This is a genomic window from Caulifigura coniformis (genome assembly GCF_007745175.1).
In the GTDB taxonomy this organism is placed as follows: domain Bacteria; phylum Planctomycetota; class Planctomycetia; order Planctomycetales; family Planctomycetaceae; genus Caulifigura; species Caulifigura coniformis.
The window spans coordinates 5,950,226-5,970,110 of record NZ_CP036271.1; the positions used below are offsets into that span (position 1 = coordinate 5,950,226).

General features: G+C 63.7%; 13 protein-coding genes. 12 read left to right on the forward strand and 1 reads right to left on the reverse strand.

Features of this window, described 5'->3' with window-relative positions; all coding sequences use genetic code 11:
* Positions 1-84: 84 nt before the first annotated feature.
* The 11 genes from Pan44_RS23995 to Pan44_RS24045 all read left to right on the forward strand — a co-directional run bounded on the left by Pan44_RS23995 (position 85) and on the right by Pan44_RS24045 (position 13,711).
* The gene (locus Pan44_RS23995) at positions 85-1,452 is read left to right on the forward strand and encodes a dipeptidase (RefSeq protein WP_145034282.1); all 1,368 of its coding nucleotides are present in this window, start codon (positions 85-87) and stop codon (positions 1,450-1,452) included.
* Positions 1,453-1,669: 217 nt separating this feature from the next.
* A complete protein-coding gene (locus Pan44_RS24000) occupies positions 1,670-3,724 on the forward strand; it encodes a PQQ-binding-like beta-propeller repeat protein (RefSeq protein ID WP_197453612.1) in 2,055 nt (684 codons plus the stop codon).
* A gap of 38 nt (positions 3,725-3,762) precedes the next feature.
* Positions 3,763-4,569, forward strand: coding sequence for an SIMPL domain-containing protein (locus Pan44_RS24005; RefSeq protein ID WP_197453613.1), 807 nt, complete (start codon positions 3,763-3,765; stop codon positions 4,567-4,569).
* Between the two features lie 37 nt (positions 4,570-4,606).
* Positions 4,607-5,656, forward strand: coding sequence for a prenyltransferase/squalene oxidase repeat-containing protein (locus Pan44_RS24010; protein WP_145034285.1), 1,050 nt, complete (start codon positions 4,607-4,609; stop codon positions 5,654-5,656).
* A 12-nt stretch (positions 5,657-5,668) separates the two neighbouring features.
* Complete coding sequence (locus Pan44_RS24015) at positions 5,669-6,724, forward strand: AAA family ATPase (protein WP_145034286.1); 1,056 nt, start codon at positions 5,669-5,671, stop codon at positions 6,722-6,724.
* Positions 6,725-6,733: 9 nt separating this feature from the next.
* Positions 6,734-7,684: a DUF58 domain-containing protein gene (locus Pan44_RS24020; RefSeq protein ID WP_145034287.1), complete on the forward strand. Its 951-nt coding sequence runs from the start codon at positions 6,734-6,736 to the stop codon at positions 7,682-7,684.
* Entirely contained in the window at positions 7,681-9,807 is a 2,127-nt protein-coding gene (locus tag Pan44_RS24025; RefSeq protein ID WP_145034288.1) for a BatA domain-containing protein, read from the forward strand. The genes Pan44_RS24020 and Pan44_RS24025 overlap by 4 nt, the downstream gene beginning before the upstream one ends.
* Before the next feature lie 75 nt (positions 9,808-9,882).
* The gene (locus Pan44_RS24030; RefSeq protein ID WP_145034289.1) at positions 9,883-10,614 is read left to right on the forward strand and encodes a UbiX family flavin prenyltransferase; all 732 of its coding nucleotides are present in this window, start codon (positions 9,883-9,885) and stop codon (positions 10,612-10,614) included.
* A gap of 636 nt (positions 10,615-11,250) precedes the next feature.
* Positions 11,251-12,387 (forward strand): GNAT family N-acetyltransferase, encoded by a 1,137-nt coding sequence (locus Pan44_RS24035; RefSeq protein ID WP_261342592.1) that lies wholly within the window; start codon positions 11,251-11,253, stop codon positions 12,385-12,387.
* On the forward strand, positions 12,384-12,965 hold the full coding sequence (locus tag Pan44_RS24040; protein ID WP_145034291.1) for a hypothetical protein: 582 nt from the start codon (positions 12,384-12,386) through the stop codon (positions 12,963-12,965). Before Pan44_RS24035 ends, Pan44_RS24040 begins: the two co-directional genes overlap by 4 nt.
* A gap of 119 nt (positions 12,966-13,084) precedes the next feature.
* Positions 13,085-13,711 carry a hypothetical protein gene (locus Pan44_RS24045; protein ID WP_145034292.1) on the forward strand — a complete coding sequence of 209 codons (627 nt, stop codon included), beginning with the start codon at positions 13,085-13,087 and terminating at the stop codon, positions 13,709-13,711.
* A 65-nt stretch (positions 13,712-13,776) separates the two neighbouring features.
* Here Pan44_RS24045 and Pan44_RS24050 read toward each other — a convergent pair whose 3' ends face one another.
* Complete coding sequence (locus Pan44_RS24050) at positions 13,777-18,837, reverse strand: DEAD/DEAH box helicase (protein ID WP_145034293.1); 5,061 nt, start codon at positions 18,835-18,837, stop codon at positions 13,777-13,779.
* 303 nt (positions 18,838-19,140) lie between these two features.
* Between Pan44_RS24050 and Pan44_RS24055 the strand changes: the two genes are divergently transcribed.
* A complete protein-coding gene (locus Pan44_RS24055; protein WP_145034294.1) occupies positions 19,141-19,785 on the forward strand; it encodes a hypothetical protein in 645 nt (214 codons plus the stop codon).
* Positions 19,786-19,885: the final 100 nt, after the last annotated feature.

A 19,885-nucleotide genomic window follows, 5' to 3' on the forward strand; every position in this document is an offset into this window, starting at 1 on the left:
GCAAGAACCATTGGCCAGAAAACGTCGCATTTTGCAACAATTTTGTGCCATTGTGCAACACCCCTTCACGAGCCCGAGGTTGCAATGACAGAGGTCGAAGCGTTTCTCAAAGATCATTCTGATCGATTCGTCGAGGAACTCAAGACCTTTCTACGAATCCCCAGTGTCAGCGCGGTCTCCGCCCACCAGGGGGACGTGCGTCGCGCGGCCGAGTGGGTTCGCGACCAGCTCACGCAAGCGGGCGTCGCTTCCGATCTTGTCGAAACCGACGGACATCCGATCGTGTACGGCGAGTGGCTCAAGGCACCCGGGGCGCCGACCGTGCTCGTCTATGGGCACTACGACGTTCAACCACCCGATCCGCTGGCGGAATGGAAGACTCCTCCGTTCGAACCCGATGTCCGTGACGGCCTCATCTACGCGCGGGGGGCCACCGATGACAAAGGACAGATGCTGACTCACATCAAGTCGGTAGAGGCGTGGCTCAAGTCCGTGAAGTCGCTTCCGGTGAACGTGAAGTTCGTCATCGAAGGGGAAGAAGAAGTCGGTAGCGACAACCTCGACCGCTTCCTCGAATCGAGGAAGGAGCAGTTGAAGTGCGATGTCGCTGTCGTCAGTGATACAAGCCAATACGCGCCCGGAATTCCGGCCATTACTTACGGTCTGCGAGGGATCGTGGCCTGCGAGGTCACTTTGCACGGACCCAGTCAGGATCTGCACAGCGGCATCTTTGGTGGTTCGATCGCGAATCCGTGCAACATCCTTGCAAAACTGCTCGGCCAGCTCCACGACGACAAGGGGCGCGTCCAGGTCCCGGGCTTCTACGACGACGTGACTGATCTGTTGCCGGAAGAGCGAAAGCAGTTCGCGGCTCTCCCTTTTGACGAGCAGGAGTTCCTCCGGTCCCTCGGAGCTCCGGCGCCGTTCGGCGAGGCTGGTTATTCGACACTCGAACGCCGTTGGGCCCGGCCGACCTGCGACATCAACGGCATCACCGGCGGCTACCAGGGCGAAGGTCCGAAAACGATCGTGCCGGCAAAGGCATCGGCCAAGATCACGTGTCGTCTCGTCCCGGCACAACAGAACGAGACGATCATCAAGTCGCTGGAGCAATTCCTCCGGGACCGTTGCCCGTCGACAGTCCGGATGGAGTTCAAGACCTACCACGGCTGCCCGGCAACGGTGTGCGACATCCACAGCCCGTTCATGAAAGCGGCAAAGAAGGCGGTGAAGGTCGGCTTCGGAGCCGAGCCGGTGCTGATTCGTGAGGGTGGATCGATCCCGGTGGTCGGCACATTCAAGGCGGTGCTCGGAGTTGACACGCTGCTGCTGGGATGGGGCCAGAACACGGACAACCTCCACAGCCCGAACGAGCATTTCAGCCTGGATGCATTCCACCGGGGGATTCACGCGAGTGCCGCGCTCTGGGCAGAGCTGGCCAAAGGTTCCTGACCTCACTGGAAAGCGGGAATCTTATTCTGCCGCGCGTGCGTCGAATGACGGCGGCGATCACGTATCGCCGCCGCTGATGCGTTGTGGCAAATGTCGGGGGACGCGTTTAGACTGGCGATCCGTGGTTGGCGCTGGCTTGGCTTATGCGACGGGGGCTCCTATGCGGCAATGGCGACAGGGGAGAGGGCTTCTCCTCACCAGTCGCGGCATCTGGCCGATGTTGCTGCTCGTCCTGTTCGTGATCGGTGGACCGGGCCGGGTGTCGGCCCAGATGATGATCATGGAAGGAGCGGAAGGATCGGCTCCGCAACAGGGCTTCACCGTCGCGACCGACGAAGCGCTGCAGAACTCGTTTGGCGATTTTCAGAGGCACGTCGAACGGAAGGCCTGGGAAAAGGCGATCGCCACGCTCAACGAGATTCCGGCCGAGAAGCGGAAAGGAATGCTGGCCCGCCCGGATGGGGTGATCATTCCAGCCAGTCAGCGGATCTGGGACGCCGTAGCCGACCTGCCGGCTGAAGGGCGCGACGCCTTCCGGCTGTTCCACGAGGCCAAGGCCAGGCAGACTTGGGCCAGGGTCGACGAACCCGGTACGAAACGAGCGGAACAGCTGGCAACGGCGGACAAGGTCTATCAGGAGTTTTTCCTGACCTCCGTCGGCGATAACGCGGCCGATTTTCTCGGAGACGCGGCCTTCGAACGGGGCGACTTCGAGAATGCCGACCGATTCTGGCGGAACGTCCTCGAAAAGCATCCCGATAGCGACGTCCCGGAAGCGAGGCTTCTGTTCAAGCGAGGCCTGGCGGTCGCCCAACTGGCACAGGCCACGACGCTGGGAACTATTGTTCGGTCGCTCGAGCAGCGTTTCGCCGGTCAGAAAATGAAGGTGGGGGGCAAGGACGTCGCTCCGGCGGACTATCTCCATTCCCGATTGAAGGCGGCCGAGGCCGCCCGGGCGTCCGTCAAAAACACGCAGGAAGACTCCGTCGCCGGCGCACCGCCGGCGGAGACGAAGCCGGCCTGGCGAATGCAGTTCCTTTCGCCCAAGGCCGCCCTCCAGCGTGAATCGAGCATGCGGAGCTACTCGTATTATCGCAACGGCGTTGAAACGGTTGTTCCGGCCGTCGCGTCCGATGGCAATCGGGTCTACGCGAACTGGTTTGGCATCGTGTTCGCGATCGATGTCGCCAGTGGAAAGCTCGTTTGGCGGTCGCAGAAGTTCGGCGATATCACTCAGCATTTCGGACAGATGTCGTACTCAGCCAACCCGGAGGCCTACCGGCTTGCGACCGGAAGCGGGATCGTGCTGTCACTGCACGTGCCGGTGGAGCGCCTGAACCACGGCCAGGAACCCTCGCGACTCGTTTGCTTCGAGGCCGAGACGGGAAAGGTCAAATGGAAGTCGATGGACAGCGGGGCTCCGCTCTCGAGCCTGGGGTTCGTGGGGAAGCCGCTGATTGAGGAGGGGGAAATCCTCGTACTCAGCCACGGACAGCAGGATGCGAAACTGTCGATGTGCTGCCTGGACCTCGATGGCAAGCAGAAGTGGACAGCCGAACTGGGATCGGTCAGGAAACGGTCGACAATCTCGGGTTACCAGAGGATGCCGCAGCCGGCGCTGCTTCGCAAAGGGCGAACCGTTTACATCGCCAGTGAAGACGGAGCACTCGCTGCATTCGACCTCCTCGACAGGAAGATCCGCTGGCTGCTCCCGTATGGATCGCCCGATGTCTCACAGGGGCAGCGGAGGATCTACTACAGCGGCCAGACGGATAGCCGCACTCAGTTGCATACCGAAACGGCGCTCTTGGAACAGGATGGGCTGGTGTATGTGAAAGAAGCCGGCGGCCGGGAGCTTCTGGCGATCGACCCGAGCGTGCCGTCTGTTGTGTGGCGACGTCCGGCGGAGGAGGCCTCGCAACTGGTTGGAATCGATGCCGATTCTGTCTACCTGATGGACCATGAACTCTGCTGCATCGACCGCAAGGATCGCACCCTGCGCTGGGCGACGAACCTGCCGATCACCACCGGCGGGCTGAGCATGGTCTCCGGGCCCCAATCGATCCTGATCTTGACCGGGCGGGGAGTTTTTCAGCTCAGTCGCGCGAACGGGAAAGTGACTCACATCTTCCGCGGGGCCGACCTCGCGTCCGGCGGCGGGCATCTGACGGTCGTCGGGGACCGGCTGGTCGCGGTGACGACGCAATCGGTCACGTCGTATCCCGTGCCGCAGGCAGATCAGGCCGCGACCGGCCAAAAGGAATCCCAGTGATGAAGTTCAGCGAACATCGAAGGTCTCGGAGATCCGGCATGTCCGTGATGCAGTCGGCGGCGGCAGCGGCGCTTCTCCTGGTCATCGGAAGCCTCCAGGCCGCCGAGACGACGAGGGGCATCCTCGTGGCCGGAACCGGAGAATCGACTGGCAAGCCTTCGATCGTCGAATTGAGCGGAACGGTGACCGGCGAGGCCGAGCTGGCGAGCGATGCGATCACCAAGTATCGCGACAACCGCCAGCGCGCCGTCGAGGCGATGGACAACCTGAAGATCGAGGGACTGAAAGTCAGCGGCAGCGGGGTGAGCATCAATTCCACGCTCTCCCCTCAGGCCCTGCAGCAGATCATGCAGGGGATGGGGAGTCCGGGGACGGGAAGCGCCCGCCTGCAGGTGAGCGAGCCACTGAAGATCACGATCGAAGGGGTCGACAAGATGTCGACCGAGGACCTGCTTGGAATGCTCGTGCGGATCGTCGACGCCGGCAAAGATGCGGGAATCGCGATCGGCCCGTCATTCGACTACAACCAGTACTACAACTACGGCCGCCTGAATCAGGCGACCGGGCTGGCCCGGTTCCGGATGGCCGACGTCAAGCAACTCAGGGCGAATGCCTATTCGGCCGCGATCAAGGATGCCCGGGAGCAGGCGGAACGCCTGGCGGCGCTGTCGGGAGTCAAGCTGGGGCGGGTCGTCTCGGTCCGGGAGGGGGCTGTCCAGAACTCGAACGTCAACGTGATGTATTACGGCCAGCCGCCGTCCGATGACGCCGAGCAGCACACAACGACGAAGCTGGAAGACATCAAGGTGAAGATCGTCCTGCAGGTCGAGTTTGCGATTGAGTAGAGGGCGGGGGGCCTGACCTGAAACTCAGGGAGTCGTCATGCGACGGAATGCGAGCCTGGTGTCGCTGCTGGCAGTTGCGGTCGTGGCCGCGCCCATTGCGCCTCGTTCGGGGGCGGAGGACCTGCGACCCCGCCATATCACGCCCGAGACGATCGTAGGCGTCCGGAAGGGACTCGACTGGCTTGCTCAGAAGCAGGACGCCGACGGCAGCTTTCAGTCGAGCATGGGGGGCGCTGAATATCCGACGGCCATGACGGCCCTCGCGGGCATGGCGTTCCTGGCGAATGGATGCACGCCCAGCCGCGGTCCATATGCCGACCAGATCCGTAAATGCATCAGCTTCCTCGTCAACCAGCAGGATCCGAAGACAGGGCTGATTGCGCGTGGCCCCGAGAACGGCCGCCCCATGTATGGGCACGGTTTCGCCCTCATGTTTCTTGCCTGCGTCCACGGAATGGAGCAGGACCCGAAGAACCGTGAGCGAATTGGCGGGATCATCAAGAACGCGATTCAGCTGACGGCCTCAGGCCAGAGCCCGCTTGGAGGCTGGATGTATACCCCCAGTTCAGGCGATGAAGGAAGCGTCACCGTGACGCAGATGCAGGCGCTCCGCGCTGCCCACAACGCCGGGTTTACGATCCCCAAGGGGACGATCGAAGGCGCCACCAAGTACCTGGAGCTCTGCCGCACGCCCGAAGGTGGAATTCACTACTCCTACCATTCGCGCAGCGGAACCCGGACCCCTATTACCGCCGCCGCCGTCTGCTGCCTTTACTCGACCGGCGACTACGATTCGCCCCTCGCCGAAAGCTGCCTCAAGTACGTCCACGACGAGTTCAAAAAAACTCAGAACGAGTTCGAAAGCGGCCACTATTTCTACCTGCATCTGTATGCCTCGCAGGCGTTCTACCAGGCCGGCGACGAATACTGGGACGCCTATTTCCCGCCGGCTCGCGACACCCTCCTGAAGCAGCAGGCTCAGGATGGAAGCTGGTCCGGGGATGGCGTGGGGCAGGTCTATGGAACGGCGCTCGCCTGCCTGCTGTTGCAGTTGCCGTACAAGTTTCTGCCGATCTATCAGCGTTAACGGGAGTGGAATGTGAACGATCCATCGTCTGCGCCGCCTGACGTCGCCGCCCTCGAAACGCTGGCGGTTGCGCAGAAACGCATTCGTGAGCAGATCGCGACGGTCGTCGTCGGTCAGGACGTCGTTGTCGAGCAACTGATGGTCAGCATCCTCGCCGGCGGCCACTGCATCCTCGAGGGGGTTCCGGGCCTCGCCAAAACGCTGCTGGTGCAGACGCTCTCGCGAAGCCTCTCTCTCGATTTCGGACGCATCCAGTTCACGCCCGATCTCATGCCGGCCGACATCACCGGCACGGACGTGATCTTCGAGGACCGGCAATCGGGGCATCGCGAATTCAAGTTCGTGAAGGGGCCGATCTTTACGAACATCCTGCTGGCGGACGAAATCAACCGCACCCCGCCGAAAACTCAGGCCGCGCTCCTGCAGGGCATGCAGGAACGGGTCGTCTCGACCGGCGGCCATCACCATGCTCTGCCTCGCCCGTTTTTCGTACTCGCGACGCAGAATCCGATCGAGCAGGAAGGAACCTACCCGCTGCCGGAGGCCCAGCTCGACCGCTTCCTGATGAAGATCATTGTGCGATACCCCTCGCGCGATGAAGAACGACAGATCCTGAAAACGACGACAGGCGCCGTCCCCCGCGACCCGCAGCAGGTCCTCAGCGCGGAGGAAGTCCTCGAACTTCAGGCGCTCGTCCGCCGAGTTCCCATCAGCGACACGCTCATCGACTACGTCATGTCGCTCGTCCGCGCCACGCGCAAGGACGAAGGGGAAGCTCCCGATTTCGTCAAGAAGTGGGTCCTGTGGGGAGTCGGTCCCCGCGGCGGCCAGTCACTGATTCTCGCCGCCAAGGCCCGCGCGGCGCTGTACGGCCGGCCTGAAGTCTCCGCGGACGACATCCAGGCCATGGCGACCGCCGTCCTCCGGCATCGCGTCGTGCTCTCTTACAACGCCGAGGCCGATGGCCAGTCGCCCGACTCACTCATCCGCAGGCTGGTCGAAACGACGCCCGTCTACGACAGCAAGGCCGTCAGCGACGGGCGGGTCCAGCGGGTTCTCCAGCCCTGATTCTCGATCATGCCCCGCTACTTCAACCCCGACATCATCGGACGAATCGCCCGTATCGGCTTCAAAGCCGGTCAGCCGATGGAGGGAGGCATTGCCGGTCAGCACCGCAGTCCCCTGCATGGCTTGTCGGCCGAGTTCGCGGATTACCGCACCTACACCCCAGGCGATGATCTCAAGCATCTCGACTGGCGGGCCTACGCACGGTCGGATCGCTACTACATCAAGCGGTTCGAAGAGGAATCGAACCTCCGCTGCTGGATGGTCATCGACGATTCCGCATCAATGAACTATGGCCCCGCCGGCCAGCGCAAGTTCGACGTCGCCGCCACGGCCGCCGTCTCATTGGCCGCGGTGCTGCTCAAGCAGCGCGATGCGGTCGGACTGGCCGCCGCCGGGAACTCGATTCGCGAGGAGCTGAGGCCCAGTGGCGCGATGTCGCAGTTGACCAAGCTCGATGACACGTTGGGGAAGATCTCGCCCGCAGGGGAAACCGACCTGGGGAAGGTGGTCTCGGAAATCGCGGACAAGATCCCGCGACGCGGGCTCGTTGTCATCGCGTCCGACCTCTTCACCGATCTCGACCGCCTCTACGAATCGCTCGGCCGGCTGCAATATGGCGGACACGCGGTTGTCCTCCTGCACATCCTGCATCGCGACGAAATCGAGATGCCGTTCAATGAGTCGGTCATCTTCAAGGATATCGAAGGTCAGGAGGAACTCTTCGCCGAGCCCTGGTCGTTCCGCGCCGCCTACCAGGCAGCCGTGAAAACCTTCTGCGACGAGGTGCGTGAGCGCTGCCAGTATTGCGGCATCGACTACGTCAGGATGCTCACGGAGGACGATCTCGGCGCGACTCTGGCGGGCTACCTGGCTGACCGGGCCCATCGGGGGCCGGCCAAGCACAAGGGACGCATGGGAGCCGCTTCGACGAGCGAATCGAAGCCGGAGGAATCGGCATGAGCTTCCTGGCTCCGGCGCTCCTCTGGGCGGTTGTCCTTGCCTCCGCGCCGATCATCATTCATCTGCTCAATCGACGGCGGTTCATTCGCGTCGATTGGGCCCCGATGAAGTACCTGAAGCTGACGCTCAAGGCCAATCGCCGGCGACTGCGCATCGAGCAGTGGATTCTCCTCGCTGTCCGGACGCTCGCCGTCGCGGCGCTGATCTTTGCGATCGCACGGCCCGTCAGCTCGACGACCGACCTCGCCGGATTCCTGAAGGTCCAGGGGCGGGCCAGCAGGGTGCTCGTCATCGACGATTCGCTCAGCATGGGGAACGAGTCGCAGGGAGTGACGGCCTTCGCACGTGCCCGGCAGGCGGCCGAGCAGATCGTTCGCGCGCTCGGCACGCAGGACAGCCTGACGGTCTGTACGACTTCGCGAATGAATGCGCCGCTCGTCCGCCACGCACGGCTGGAAACGGTCGATACCCTGGTTTCACAGATCAAGGCTCTCGAGCCGAGCGACGTCATCAGCGCCTGGCCGAAATCGCTGGCAGCCGCGGATGAACACCTGACTGGTGGTCCATTTCCGATCCGGGAAGTGCTGCTCGTGACGGACCTCTGGGAAACGGGGTGGTCGCCGGACGGCGCGGCGCTCTGCGACCGCTGGGCCGACGAGAAGGTCACGCTGAGAATCGTCGATGTCGGTCGGGAATCGGAAGGCAACCGCCGGATCGTTTCGTTGTCCCAGACCGATCCGGTGGCGCTCATCGACACCGAGGTGAAGTTCACGGCGCAGGTCCGCAACGACAGCCGCGACGAAATGCAGGCCGAACAGGCCCTGCTCACGGTCGACGAGGCGACGCAGTCCGTCACGCTTCCCGACATCCCGCCCGGTGAAACGGTCGACGTGCCATTGATGCTGACATTCGACGAGGCCGGGCAGCACCGGATCGCGTTGCAATTGCCGAACGACACGCTGGCCGCCGATAACACGTTCCGCATCACGGCCGATGTTCGGCGTCAGGTGGAAGTGTCACTTGTGGACGGCGATCCGGGACTGAAGCCGTTTGAAAGCGAAACCGATTTCCTGCAGCTCGCGTTGACGGCCGGGAATTCGCAGTGGAAGGCGTCGCCGGTGATTTCGTCCGAGTGGCTGTCGCAGCCGATCGCCGCGCCGGACGTGCTCGTCCTGGCGAACGTCGATCGCGTGACGCCCGAACGTGCGAAGGAACTGGAACAACTTGTCGATGCCGGCATGGGGCTGATGGTCTTTCCCGGCGACACGCTCGATGCCGCGGCCTGGAACGACGTTCTCTATCGCGATGGACAGGGGCTCCTGCCGGCACGGCTCGAGCAGATTCGGGAGGCCGAATCGACCGGGCTGGTGGTCGAGCCGATCGCCGATTCTCCAATGGCCGCCCTCCTTCGGATTTCCCCCGAGGCGCTCTCGCGCGTCCGCCCGAAACGCATTCTGGAAACATCCCTGCCGGGCGACCTCTCGCCACAGGTGCGGGTGCTTGCCCGGTGGAACGACGCCAAACAGACGCCTGCCCTGCTCGAAAAACGGTTCGGACTCGGACGGGTCTTCCTGTGGACCGTCACGGCCGATCGGGAGTGGAGCGACTGGCCAACCGAAGCGAGTTTCGTCCTCGCGACACGGCTGTCTGCCCAGGCGATTGCGGCCCGCATCACCCGCTGGGAGAACCTGATCGTCGGACAGCCATTGCGATTCCCGCTCGATGCTGATCTCCTTCCGCAGACGGCAAGTCTGACGCGGCTCGGATCGGACGAAGTCCTGGAGCCTCGGATCAAACGCGACTCCCAACCGCCGGAACTCGTTTTTGACGACCTTCGGCTGGCCGGGTTCTACCGCGCGGGCTGGGACGAGCCGGGGGGAAGTCCGCAGCAAAGGATGTTCGCCGCGACGTCTGATTTCCGGGACAGCGAACCCAGACGGCTGAACGACGAAACTCTGCGCCCGATGCTCGGCAGGCTCACTCCGAAAATGCTCAGGTTCAGCGGCGAGACGATGAGCCTTGCGGCCGAGGGAACGGAGTTGTGGCGGATGCTGGCGGCGGTCATGATCGGGCTGCTCCTGTTCGAGAGCCTGTTCGCCGCATGGGTCGGACGGGCGCGGTAAACTGCGGCCTCAGGCCGCGGCTGCGTCGTCAGGAAGAGATCTGTTTGCCCCGTCCTTTGTGCCCGGCCCTGTCTCGTGTCGCCGTCCGCTGCTGAAACCTCTCCGAAGAATGTCGTGCTGGCGATGACCGGCGCCAGCGGCGCCATCTACGGTGTCCGTCTTCTCGAAGTGCTGCTTGCGGCGGGGCAGAACGTCCATGTTGTTCTGAGCGGCGCCTGCCAGCGCGTCTTTGAAGAAGAATTAGGCCTCTCTCCCGACCCAAAAGACCCGCAACTGGAGCAGTTGCTGCCTCTCGGCGGCGCGGCGGCAGAGAAGTTGAACCGGCTCCGCCCGGTCGACCGCCCGGGAACGCTCGGGCGCCCGTTGAGTTCCGGCGGCCGCACGGGATCAGCGGTGTTCCATCCCCTTGGCGACTACGGAGCTGGCATTGCCAGCGGTTCCTTTCTGACGGCCGGGATGGTGATCTGCCCGTGCTCGATGGGCACCCTTGCGGCCGTTTCCCATGGGATGTCGCAGAACCTGATTCACCGGGCGGCAGACGTTCATTTGAAAGAGCGGCGGAAGCTGATCCTCGTTCCGCGCGAAACGCCCCTGAGCCTCATCGCGCTGGGCAACATGCAGCGGATCGCCGAGGCCGGGGGCATCATCCTTCCCGCGATGCCCGGTTTCTATCACGGCGCGGAGTCGATCATCGACCTCGTCGATTTCGTGGTCACGCGGGTCTGCGACCAGCTGGGAGTGAAAGTGAGTCTGGTGAGGCGCTGGGGGGAAACTGAGCCCGGGGACGCGGCGTCCAGGGAGCCGTGATGAATGGCGCCGGCCGACTGGGAGAACCCGGTCGGCCATCCGCGACGGTTGAGGCCGCCCGGACAGGCAACCTGCCCTCCGCGCTGGCGAAAGCTTCCCGGATCGATGTCGAAATCTCGCTGCGGCATGCGACGCAACCACCTTCCCGACTGAAGGTGATGGCCCAATGCCCCTTCAGGCAGGCGAAGACTTTTCCCGTTGCGCAACCTCTCCCGTCAGGGTGGAGAGTTCGTTTTTTCGCAACGCAGACAGCGGGGGATCAGCCCCGCGAGAGGGAGTGAAAAAGCACACCAAAGTTCGTCACACATGTCACAGGTCCGGAACTCCAATGTTTCAGACGGTTTTTCGCCGTCACAGGTCTCCCCCGGGAGCCGGCCTCCGCGACAGCGAAGGTCCACGCGCCCTGGAACTGCTTCAATGTTCGTATTCCGGCTTCCGCAGGCGATGAACGGACGAACGCGAATCGAGAACCGTTCAATCGCCGGCACAGGAGCCATGAAATTGGCCTGGCTCGCCGTTTGCCTGGTCACCAAGCGTCCGCCGCGGTTGGAGCGATCGGGAGAACTGGCCCCGTTTCTGCCATAATCGGGCCACTCCCGTCTGTCGGAGCGCACATCCACGAGGAGGGGCGGAAGCTTGTCCATTGGCGGCATCATCCTGGCCGGCGGGCGAAGTTCGCGAATGGGGACTGCCAAGGCGGGCCTCCGTTTCGGTGGCGAGACGCTGCTCGAGCGGATGGTTCGCGTCGTGGGGGAAGTGGTTCAGCCGGTGGTGGTCGTCGTCGGAGCAGAACAGGAGTGGCCTGCTATCCCGGGCGTTGCCGTTCTGCAGGACAAAACTCCAGACTGCGGTCCGTTGGTTGGTCTGCTGACAGGCCTGGAGTGGCTCCAGACGCATCGCCTCGACGCAGGCTTTGTGACGGCATGTGATATGCCGTTTCTGACGTCCCGGGTCATCGGCGCCATTGCCGGCGAACTGGGGGATGCCGAAGTGGCCGCTCCCCGTTGTGACGGGCGCTGGCAGCCGCTCGCCGCCGCCTATTCGACCTCCTTGATCCCGCGGATCCAGGAGCGTCTCGCGGCCGGCCAGCGATCGCTGATCGGACTGATCGAGGCGTCGCAGCGGCGCGAAGTCGAACCCTCGGTCCTGGCGGGTGTCGATCCGGATGGACTGACGCTCGCGAACGTCAATACGCCTGCCGATTTCGAACGGGCGCTCGCTCGGCTCGCCAAAGGCTCGTCAGTCGGTTCTCCGCAGGGGCTGGGAGGAAGGACTGCCATGATCACGCTCCGTCCGGCGCGCATCGACGACGCAGAGGCGATCAGCGAACTCGTCACCGCCTTGTCGAGGGACTTCATCACGCCCGACTACTCGGCCACCGGGGCCGCGGTGCTGCTGGAAGGGATGACTGCAGAAGAAACGCGGAAGCGGATGGCGCTCGGATTCCGGTATCTCATTGCGGTCGAAGGAGACGCGATCGTCGGCGTCGGCGCCATGAAGGAAAACTCGCACTTGTATCACCTGTTCGTCGCCGAGACTCATCACGGCCGCGGCATCGCGCGAAGGCTGTGGGAACACCTGCGGGAGACAGCCCTGGCAAACGGGAACCCTGGACGGATCACGGTGAACTCGTCGCGCCATGCAGTTCCGATATATCTTCGCCTGGGATTCGTGAAGGATGGCGGCGTGACCGCGAAGAACGAAATCACCTGCCAGCCGATGGTCTGGCAGATCGCGCCGCACGACACGGATGAAGAGGATCGGAAAATATGACGGAGCGGATCAGTGCGCCCCGGAAGCTTCCGGGATGGATCTACGGCGGGCTGTTCGGCTGCATGGTGATCATCTCTTGGATGGGCTGGAACAAGTACCGCCCGGCCACGGCGGAAGAATGGGCCCGGCTCGTCAAAAAGATCGGGGGCGAGGACGTTCTCAACGCGATCGAGAACGCCGAGACGGTTTACGCCACGAGAATTCAGCTCAAGGGAAAGCCGCTCTCGTGGACGACAGACGATTTTGAAGCGATCTCCGAGCCGGTGCGCGTCGGCGAGGCCGAGCGACACGAACTGAAAAAGTTGCTGGCATCGCCTCGCAATTACGATCTTCCAGATCCGAAGGGGCTGAATGTCGTTCCGGCCTGCATGCCCAGATGGGGATTCCGGCTGAGCTTCGTGGCCGGAGACGAGACGCGCGATGTCTGGGTCTGCCTCGAGTGCCATCACATGCTGTTCGTGAAGGACGGACGCGAAGTGGGAGGCCTGCACTATTCCCGAATGAAGGACGACATCGACGCCCTGGCGGTTCGGCTGTTCCCAGGCGATCAGGCGATCGCGGACGCTGCCCGGAACTGAGTCGCGCTGAGCCGGCTCGTCGAGATAACGACTTGCTGCGGTCATCGGTCGATGAGATCATCGAGAAGGTGGATCTCAGCAGCGTTGGGCTTCGTTTCCGTTAAGCGAGGATCTACGTCATGTTCCGTCTGCTGGCGTGCTTCTTACTGGCCTCCTTGACCGGCTGCTCTTTTGTCGTTGCCGAGAAAGACATCGCGGGCGAGAAGGGCGAGTTCGCGTCGTTCGAACCGAAGCTGGTTGGCGATTGGGAGCAGGCGGTCGGTAAGGGAGAGCCGCCGAAGGTCCACGTCGCGCCCAAGGTTGGCGAGATCCTGCGGCTGGAACGCGCGGGGCCCGATTCGAAGGCGCTCGTCGTAAAGGCCATCGAGTTGCATCGGGCTGACGACGGCGGTGAGCCGACGGAAGTGGAAGTCCGGAACATGGTGGAAGACTCGTTTGTGATTCGCGTCGTTAAGCTCGGAGACGTTGAGGTGATCAGCGCCACCCGGCGGTCAGTCACTGGCGGTGGCTTCCTCCTGAAGCTCGAGTGGGTCAACGACGGCTTCCGTGTGAGACTGATGGCTCCAAAGTTCTTCGAGAAGAATCCGCAGCTGATTCCACACCGGTTCCAGAATAAGGATGTCATCATCACGGCGGAGGTAGAGACGGTTCATGAATTCCTGAAGACGCACGGGAAGCTGGCTGAGCTCTGGGAAGAGGCCAGCCCCGTGTGTGTTCGAAGAGAGAAGCCAGCGGGCGCGAAGTAAGGCCAACCGCTGTCCAGTCCTGTCCGGTGCGTGGCGACGGCAGGCCGTCGCCCTGGGCGACCCAGTCAGAATTTCGGGAATGGCGAGCCCTGTGGGGTCGGTTTCGATTTCGGGATTCGGATGTGCAGGTTCCGTCCCGGCGGGACCGGGCCTTCCAGCGGGAACGGGTCTGCCTCTTTGCGAGGACTCAATGCGTCGGTTCGCGGAGCGGGCGGGGGGAGCGGGCCGGCCTGGATCATGACGGCGTCGCTGGGGGCGGGCGTCTCGGCGACGCTTGTCCGCTGTTTGGGCTCGACGCTGTTCAGCAGCCGCTCGCGAATACGGAGCCGCAGTTCTTCGGTACAGCCGGCATGCCAGGTGATGCGGCCCGCTTGCCAGTCGGCGGCGAGGACGCCGTTCACATAGGCGACGCGGTTCCCCGCCTGGGCCGGAATCCGCGGCCCGCTTGTAATGATGCCGGCGAGGTTCAGAGGGTCGGCCGCCGAGAAGACGACGGTTTCGGATCGGGAATCATCGGCCCGGAGCTTGCGGAGTGTGGCGACCGTTTCGGCCGCGCAATACTGCTCGCCGGCCACGCCCTTGATGAATCGTCCGCCACGGATCTCGCCGCGGGCTTCCATGCGGCGATACACGCGGACGAGTTCCCACCATTTCGGAGCCCCACTCTCGCGGTCGAGCAGGTCGCGGTAGACGACGCCCCAGCGGCGCAGGAGCTGCCACGCCCAATGCTCAACGGTTTCATTTCGCGAGGAAGAGGTCCCCGCCGGACCGCGACGATCGGATGCCCGTTCTCCGGCGCGCGGTGAAGCGGGAGCTTCGCCATCACCTCTGGTCCGCCAGAGTGACCAGCGTCCGACGCTCTGCGATGAACGGCGCTTCCGAATGAGCTTGGCCATCGTCGGCGCTCCGGACAGCGCCGACTCGCCGGTCGTCGATTCGCGGACGAGGTTTCGCAGTCCTGAAAAACCATCGGCCGTAATGAAGCCACGGGCTACGAGCTCGCCGAGGACGTCTTCGACCTGCGACGGCAGGAGCTTCGCCGCCGTTTGAATGTCGGTCGAAAACATGGCGCCACGCGCCTGCAGCAACTCCACGACTTCCTGGGCAGGTGAGCTGAGGTCTTCCACACGCGTTTCTCCCGCGGTCTCGACCAGCCATTCGCGGTCTTCCCGGAGAAACAGCGAGATCGGCGCCACCCGTGTGAGGCTGGCCGTCGGTCGCGATTTCTCGGGATCGCGGGCAGGGGGATGCAGGCGTCCCCAGGTCACTTCGCCGGAAAGCGAGAGCTCATCGAGCCATTCCTTGCGGTAATTCTCGACTCGCAGCGGGAGGATGTCCCGTTCCCAGCAGACGGTCGGAATATCAAGCCCCTGGAGCTGACCGACCACTTCGAACAGGCCATTCGCTCCCTGGCGACGGCAGCCAGTCATCACTCCCTGATGACGGAAGAGGAACCGCTGGTAGGTCGCGGCGTCGACGGGCTGCACATCACGACGCAGGCCGGCAATCGTCAGCCGATGGATGCGGCTGAGGAGCGCGCGGTGGCACCATTCGACATTCCGGGACTTGTCGTTGAGCCCCCCGGAGATCGCCGGGGGAGTGGCAAGCGTCTCTTCGGCGGCCTTGGCCGCGGCCCGGGCATCGGCCCTCTCAAACTCCCTGGCCTCAGGCTCACGCTCGAGAAAACCGCCCTCGCGGAACTGACCGCGGATGACGATGCCTTCTGCTTCAATTGCTTCCAGGGCCGTGAATACTTCGGATTCGCTGAGGCCCAGAGTCTCGGCAATCTCGATGGCCGTCATCGGGCCGGCGGACTCCACGAATCCGCGGATCATCGTGACGCGGACTTCGACGTCGTCCCAGTCGTGGCGGACGGTGGAAGGGGCCACGAGCGGCGGAGTCGACTCGATGCCTTTCCACAGCGTCTGGATGGCCGGCCAGCGCTCGGTGGGAACCCAGGCATGAACCCCATCCGGCCGCGTGACGCTGGCGGCGCGGCCGGCCTTTTCCAGTTGGAGATAAAATGGCTGCCAGTGTGACTCCGCCCGCACCGCGAAACGGGACTGGAGGACATCGTGCAGTTCGTCGGCCGAGCGAATGAGCGGCTGCGCTTCGCCGATGACGGTCTCGATTGCCTGCGGATCGAGCTTGCCGAGGTCGCGAAGCTCTTCCGGGTTGAGTGTCCGGCGCGTCGAGACGGCCCGGGCCCGGCGTTCCTGCACCTCGCCGCCGTCGAGGAACGCATACGGATTCGCATTCAGGAGTTCATAGGTGAAGGGAGACGGTTCCCGGGTGTCGCGGGCGACAAATGTGATCTCCCCTTTCTCGACGCGCTCCAGCACTTTCATCAGGCCCGCCAGGTCGACCGCCTCGTACAGGCAGTCGTGCATCGTCTGCTGGACGAGCGGGTGCTCGGGAATTTCATGGTCCCCCGTATGTTCTTCCTGGCAGCCGGTCAGCTTCGGGAAGACAGCCGTCATCGTGTCCTGGGAGCGAAACCGCTGGATCGCCGGTGGCACTTTCTGGCCGTTGCGCTGGCGCTCGACGAACAGCGCCCGCGTCGCGTTCCACCGCCAGCGGACCTGGAACATCGGGACGTAGATCACTGCCTGTTCGAGCAGCTTGTAGGCGTTGTCGCAGCGCAGCATCGGGAACAGGCTCTCGATCGGAAAGCTGTGTTGCGGCCCGAGCGAGAGAATGAAGCCGTCGTCGTCAGCCGTCGCCTGGAGTTCGAAGTCAAACGACCGGCAGAAGCGTTTCCGCATCGCAAGGCCCCACGCACGATTGATGCGTGCCCCGAAGGGAGCGTGAACGACAAGTTGCATCCCCCCCGATTCATCAAAGAAGCGTTCAAAGACGACGCGATCCTGTGTCGGCAGAAGGCCGATCGCAGCCTTCTCCGAGGCCACATAGGTCGCGACCTGCAGAGCGGCGTCCGTCGTGCAGTGTGTTTCAGCCAGCAGCCACCGGACGACACGATCGAGGTCGGCCGTCTGTGAGGGCGAGTCGCCCGTGGGGCTTCCCGTCGATTGCGACTCGCTCGCATCGAAATCCCCGCACGCCGGCCAATCCAACGCGGCGTCTGCTGAATTCTGCCACTGCGCAGATTCGCTCGTCGAGACAGGCTCGTTCAGCCGATCCGGCTCGAAGGGAACCTCGCCCTCCCATGTCGCGACCCCATTCGCACCTTCTTGTGTGAGAAGCTTCTCCAGGTCGCTCCGCAACCGGGAGACTTCCTCCGACAGTTCAAACGTCCGTCCCGGCGCTTCACCGCGCCAGAACGGAATGGTCGGCGGGGCGCCATGCGCGTCGGCCACGCGCAGGTCGTTGCCGCGCAGGCCGATGATCTGCCACGACGAATTGCCGAGAAGGAAAATGTCGCCGCTCGCGCTCTCGACTGCGAACTCTTCGTCGACGGAGCCGACGACGGTGTTCTCCGGTTCGACGACGACCCGATAGTTGTCGACTTCCGGGATCGCTCCGCCGTTGTTGATGGCTGTCAGCCCCGCCCCTTTGCGGCCGCGGATGCGGCGGTTGACGTGATCGTGATGCAGGAACGTGCGGGTGCGCCCTGACGTGGAAGTCAGTCCCTCCGCCAGGAACCGCAAGGTCTCATCGAACGTCTTCCGCTCGAGATCGCGGTAGGGATATGCCCTGCGGAGCGTGGCGAAGAGCTCGTCCGTGTCCCATTCCGTGGCCGCGCACTCGGCGACGATCTGCTGCGCGAGGACGTCGACCGGAGCTTCCGGAATCTGGATGACGTCCAGTCGGCGCGACTTCACTGCCCGGACCAGCGCCATGCACTCGACCAGTTCGTCACGGGTCATCGCGAGGAGGCGGCCTTTGGGGATGAGACCCAGGGCATGCCCCGACCGGCCGATCCGTTGGAGAAACGCTGCAATGGCGCCCGGCGATCCAATCTGGATCACGAGGTCGATGTAGCCAACGTCGATACCGAGCTCGAGCGACGACGTCGCGACCACGGCCTTGATCTGACCGTGCTTCAGTCGCTGCTCCGTCGTCAGTCGGGATTCTGCCGAGAGCGAGCCGTGATGTGCGGCGACGTGGTCTTCTCCGAGCAGCTGGGTCAGCGCGAACGTCACGCGTTCGGCCATGCGGCGCGTGTTGACAAAGATCAGCGTGCTGCGGTGCGACTGGATCAGTTCGACCATCCGCTCGTGCAGGCTCGACCATTGCTCGGCACTGCATGCCGCGGAGAGCTCGCTGTTCGTCGGGATTTCGATCCCCAGGTCGAGCTGCCGCACGTGTCCGACATCGACGATGGCACAAGGAATGGGAGGGAAAAGATCCTGTTCACTTCCGGAGTCGATCGTTTCGGTCCGGGCGACTCCGCCCGTCGTGCTCGCCTTTCCGGAACCGGCCTGGCGAGAGACTCCCCGTTCCGGAGATTCGAACAGTGAAGGCTGCCACGTCCCGGCCTCCTCGAGTGTTGAAGGAGACGGCCGGTCAGGGCCGCCGACCAGGAATTCGGCCATCCGCTCGATCGGCTTTTGCGTGGCAGAGATTCCGATTCGCTGCAGTCGGCGGCCGCAAAGCGCCTCGAGACGCTCCAGGCTGAGGGCGAGATGGGAGCCGCGCTTGTCGCGAACCAGCGCATGAATCTCGTCGACGATCACCGTGTCGGTCGTCCGCAGCGCCTCGCGGCCGCGGCGGCTCGTCAGCATCAGGTAGAGCGATTCGGGAGTGGTAACGAAGATGTGCGGCGGCTTCTTGACGAGAGCCTGCCGCTGACTGGCAGGCGTATCGCCCGTTCGGAGACCGACCCGGAGTTGTGGAACCGAGACGCCGGCGGCCTGTGCCTGCTCGTAGATCTCGTTCAATGGAATTTCGAGATTGCGCCGCATGTCGTTGGACAGCGCGCGCAGCGGAGAGATGTAAATGACACGCATTCCGTCGCGGAGTTGACCCGCGGCCGCTTCCTTGAAGAGACGATCAATGACCGCGAGGAAGGCCGTCAGGGTCTTGCCGCTGCCGGTCGGCGCAGCGATCAGGGTGTGCTCTCCGGCGGCGATGTGCGGCCAGCCCTGGGCCTGCGGCTCCGTGGGGCCGGCATACCGACTGCTGAACCAGTCGCTGACGACAGGGTGGAACCCGAATCCGTTCATCTCAAAACGCCTCCGCTTGACTCCGCCCCATGGTATTTCGCGGTGGGGATCGGTTGAAGTGAAGGTGGACAGATATTTAGTAGTCCTGGACTGTGAGCCGGCAGCGGGCATGGGCCGTGTCCGTCCTCTCGGCGACGATTTCGCCTGCTTTTTTCTCCCAGTCCGACCGTTCCAACACTCCTGAGCGGATTCTTCGGCGCGAGCGGCAAAGTTGTTTCAGGCGGCGCGACCGGCGGCCGATCTACCTGATGACACCAGACATCGTCGCCACGCCGGCGGCTCGCGCCGCCAGGGAGTCGGACCATGGACATGCCCCAGCTTACGCCTCAGCGGCAGAAAATGCTGATGGGCGCAGCGGCCGCGGGACTGCTGCTCCTGCTCGGGTTCTCGTACGCGCCGAGCCTGGAAGTCGCCGACGACGGCGTGAATTCCGAGGTCGACGAGGTCCTCGCCCTCGTCGAGGTCGATCGCGCTCGACCTCAGCTCCGGGACGACGAACAGGCCGCGCCCCGACCGTTTCGACGGTTCCGTTCCCAGGCCCCGGATCCTCAGGCCGCCACCCCGGAGGTCGAAATCCCGGTGGAACGACCGAAGCCCCTTGCTATGAGCCGGAGCTCCGTCGAATCGTCCGCGAAGCGTGTCGTCCCTCCTTCGTATCAGCAGCGGATGCAGCTCCTCGCTGAGGAAGAGGCGATCCTCGCGCGCCATCAGCTTCGCAGGCACGCCGACGCCTCGACGCTCGATATCGATCCGGTTCCCACCATCACGGCGGCCGCCGCCGAATCGACAGAAGAACTCTCGACCGAAGTGGAACACGCCCTCGGTGAAGCGCGCCGTCCTGACCGCTGGCGACGAGTGGAACTGGTTCAGGGAACCGGGGCCGCCGAAACGGGCGACACGGGCGCGCCTCGCGGAGCCTGGTTGAGTGGAAGCATTGAAATCGAGTGAACCGTCGCCCCGGTAAGACGAGTCATGCGGGCGCCTGGCCGCGAACCATCCGGCTCGCGAATGGAAGAATTTGGATTGGACGGCGACCAGCGCAGGCCGG

What these genes read in the sequence shown, in the direction of transcription:
- Pan44_RS24000 (WP_197453612.1), top strand. Translation starts at nt 1,670, where the DNA reads ATGTTGCTGCTCGTCCTGTTCGTGATCGGTGGACCGGGCCGGGTGTCG.
- Pan44_RS24005 (WP_197453613.1), top strand. Translation starts at nt 3,763, where the DNA reads ATGTCCGTGATGCAGTCGGCGGCGGCAGCGGCGCTTCTCCTGGTCATC.
- Pan44_RS24055 (WP_145034294.1), top strand. Translation starts at nt 19,141, where the DNA reads ATGGACATGCCCCAGCTTACGCCTCAGCGGCAGAAAATGCTGATGGGC.
- Pan44_RS24025 (WP_145034288.1), top strand. Translation starts at nt 7,681, where the DNA reads ATGAGCTTCCTGGCTCCGGCGCTCCTCTGGGCGGTTGTCCTTGCCTCC.
- Pan44_RS24010 (WP_145034285.1), top strand. Translation starts at nt 4,607, where the DNA reads ATGCGACGGAATGCGAGCCTGGTGTCGCTGCTGGCAGTTGCGGTCGTG.
- Pan44_RS24020 (WP_145034287.1), top strand. Translation starts at nt 6,734, where the DNA reads ATGCCCCGCTACTTCAACCCCGACATCATCGGACGAATCGCCCGTATC.
- Pan44_RS24050 (WP_145034293.1), bottom strand. Translation starts at nt 18,837, where the DNA reads ATGAACGGATTCGGGTTCCACCCTGTCGTCAGCGACTGGTTCAGCAGT.
- Pan44_RS23995 (WP_145034282.1), top strand. Translation starts at nt 85, where the DNA reads ATGACAGAGGTCGAAGCGTTTCTCAAAGATCATTCTGATCGATTCGTC.
- Pan44_RS24040 (WP_145034291.1), top strand. Translation starts at nt 12,384, where the DNA reads ATGACGGAGCGGATCAGTGCGCCCCGGAAGCTTCCGGGATGGATCTAC.
- Pan44_RS24045 (WP_145034292.1), top strand. Translation starts at nt 13,085, where the DNA reads ATGTTCCGTCTGCTGGCGTGCTTCTTACTGGCCTCCTTGACCGGCTGC.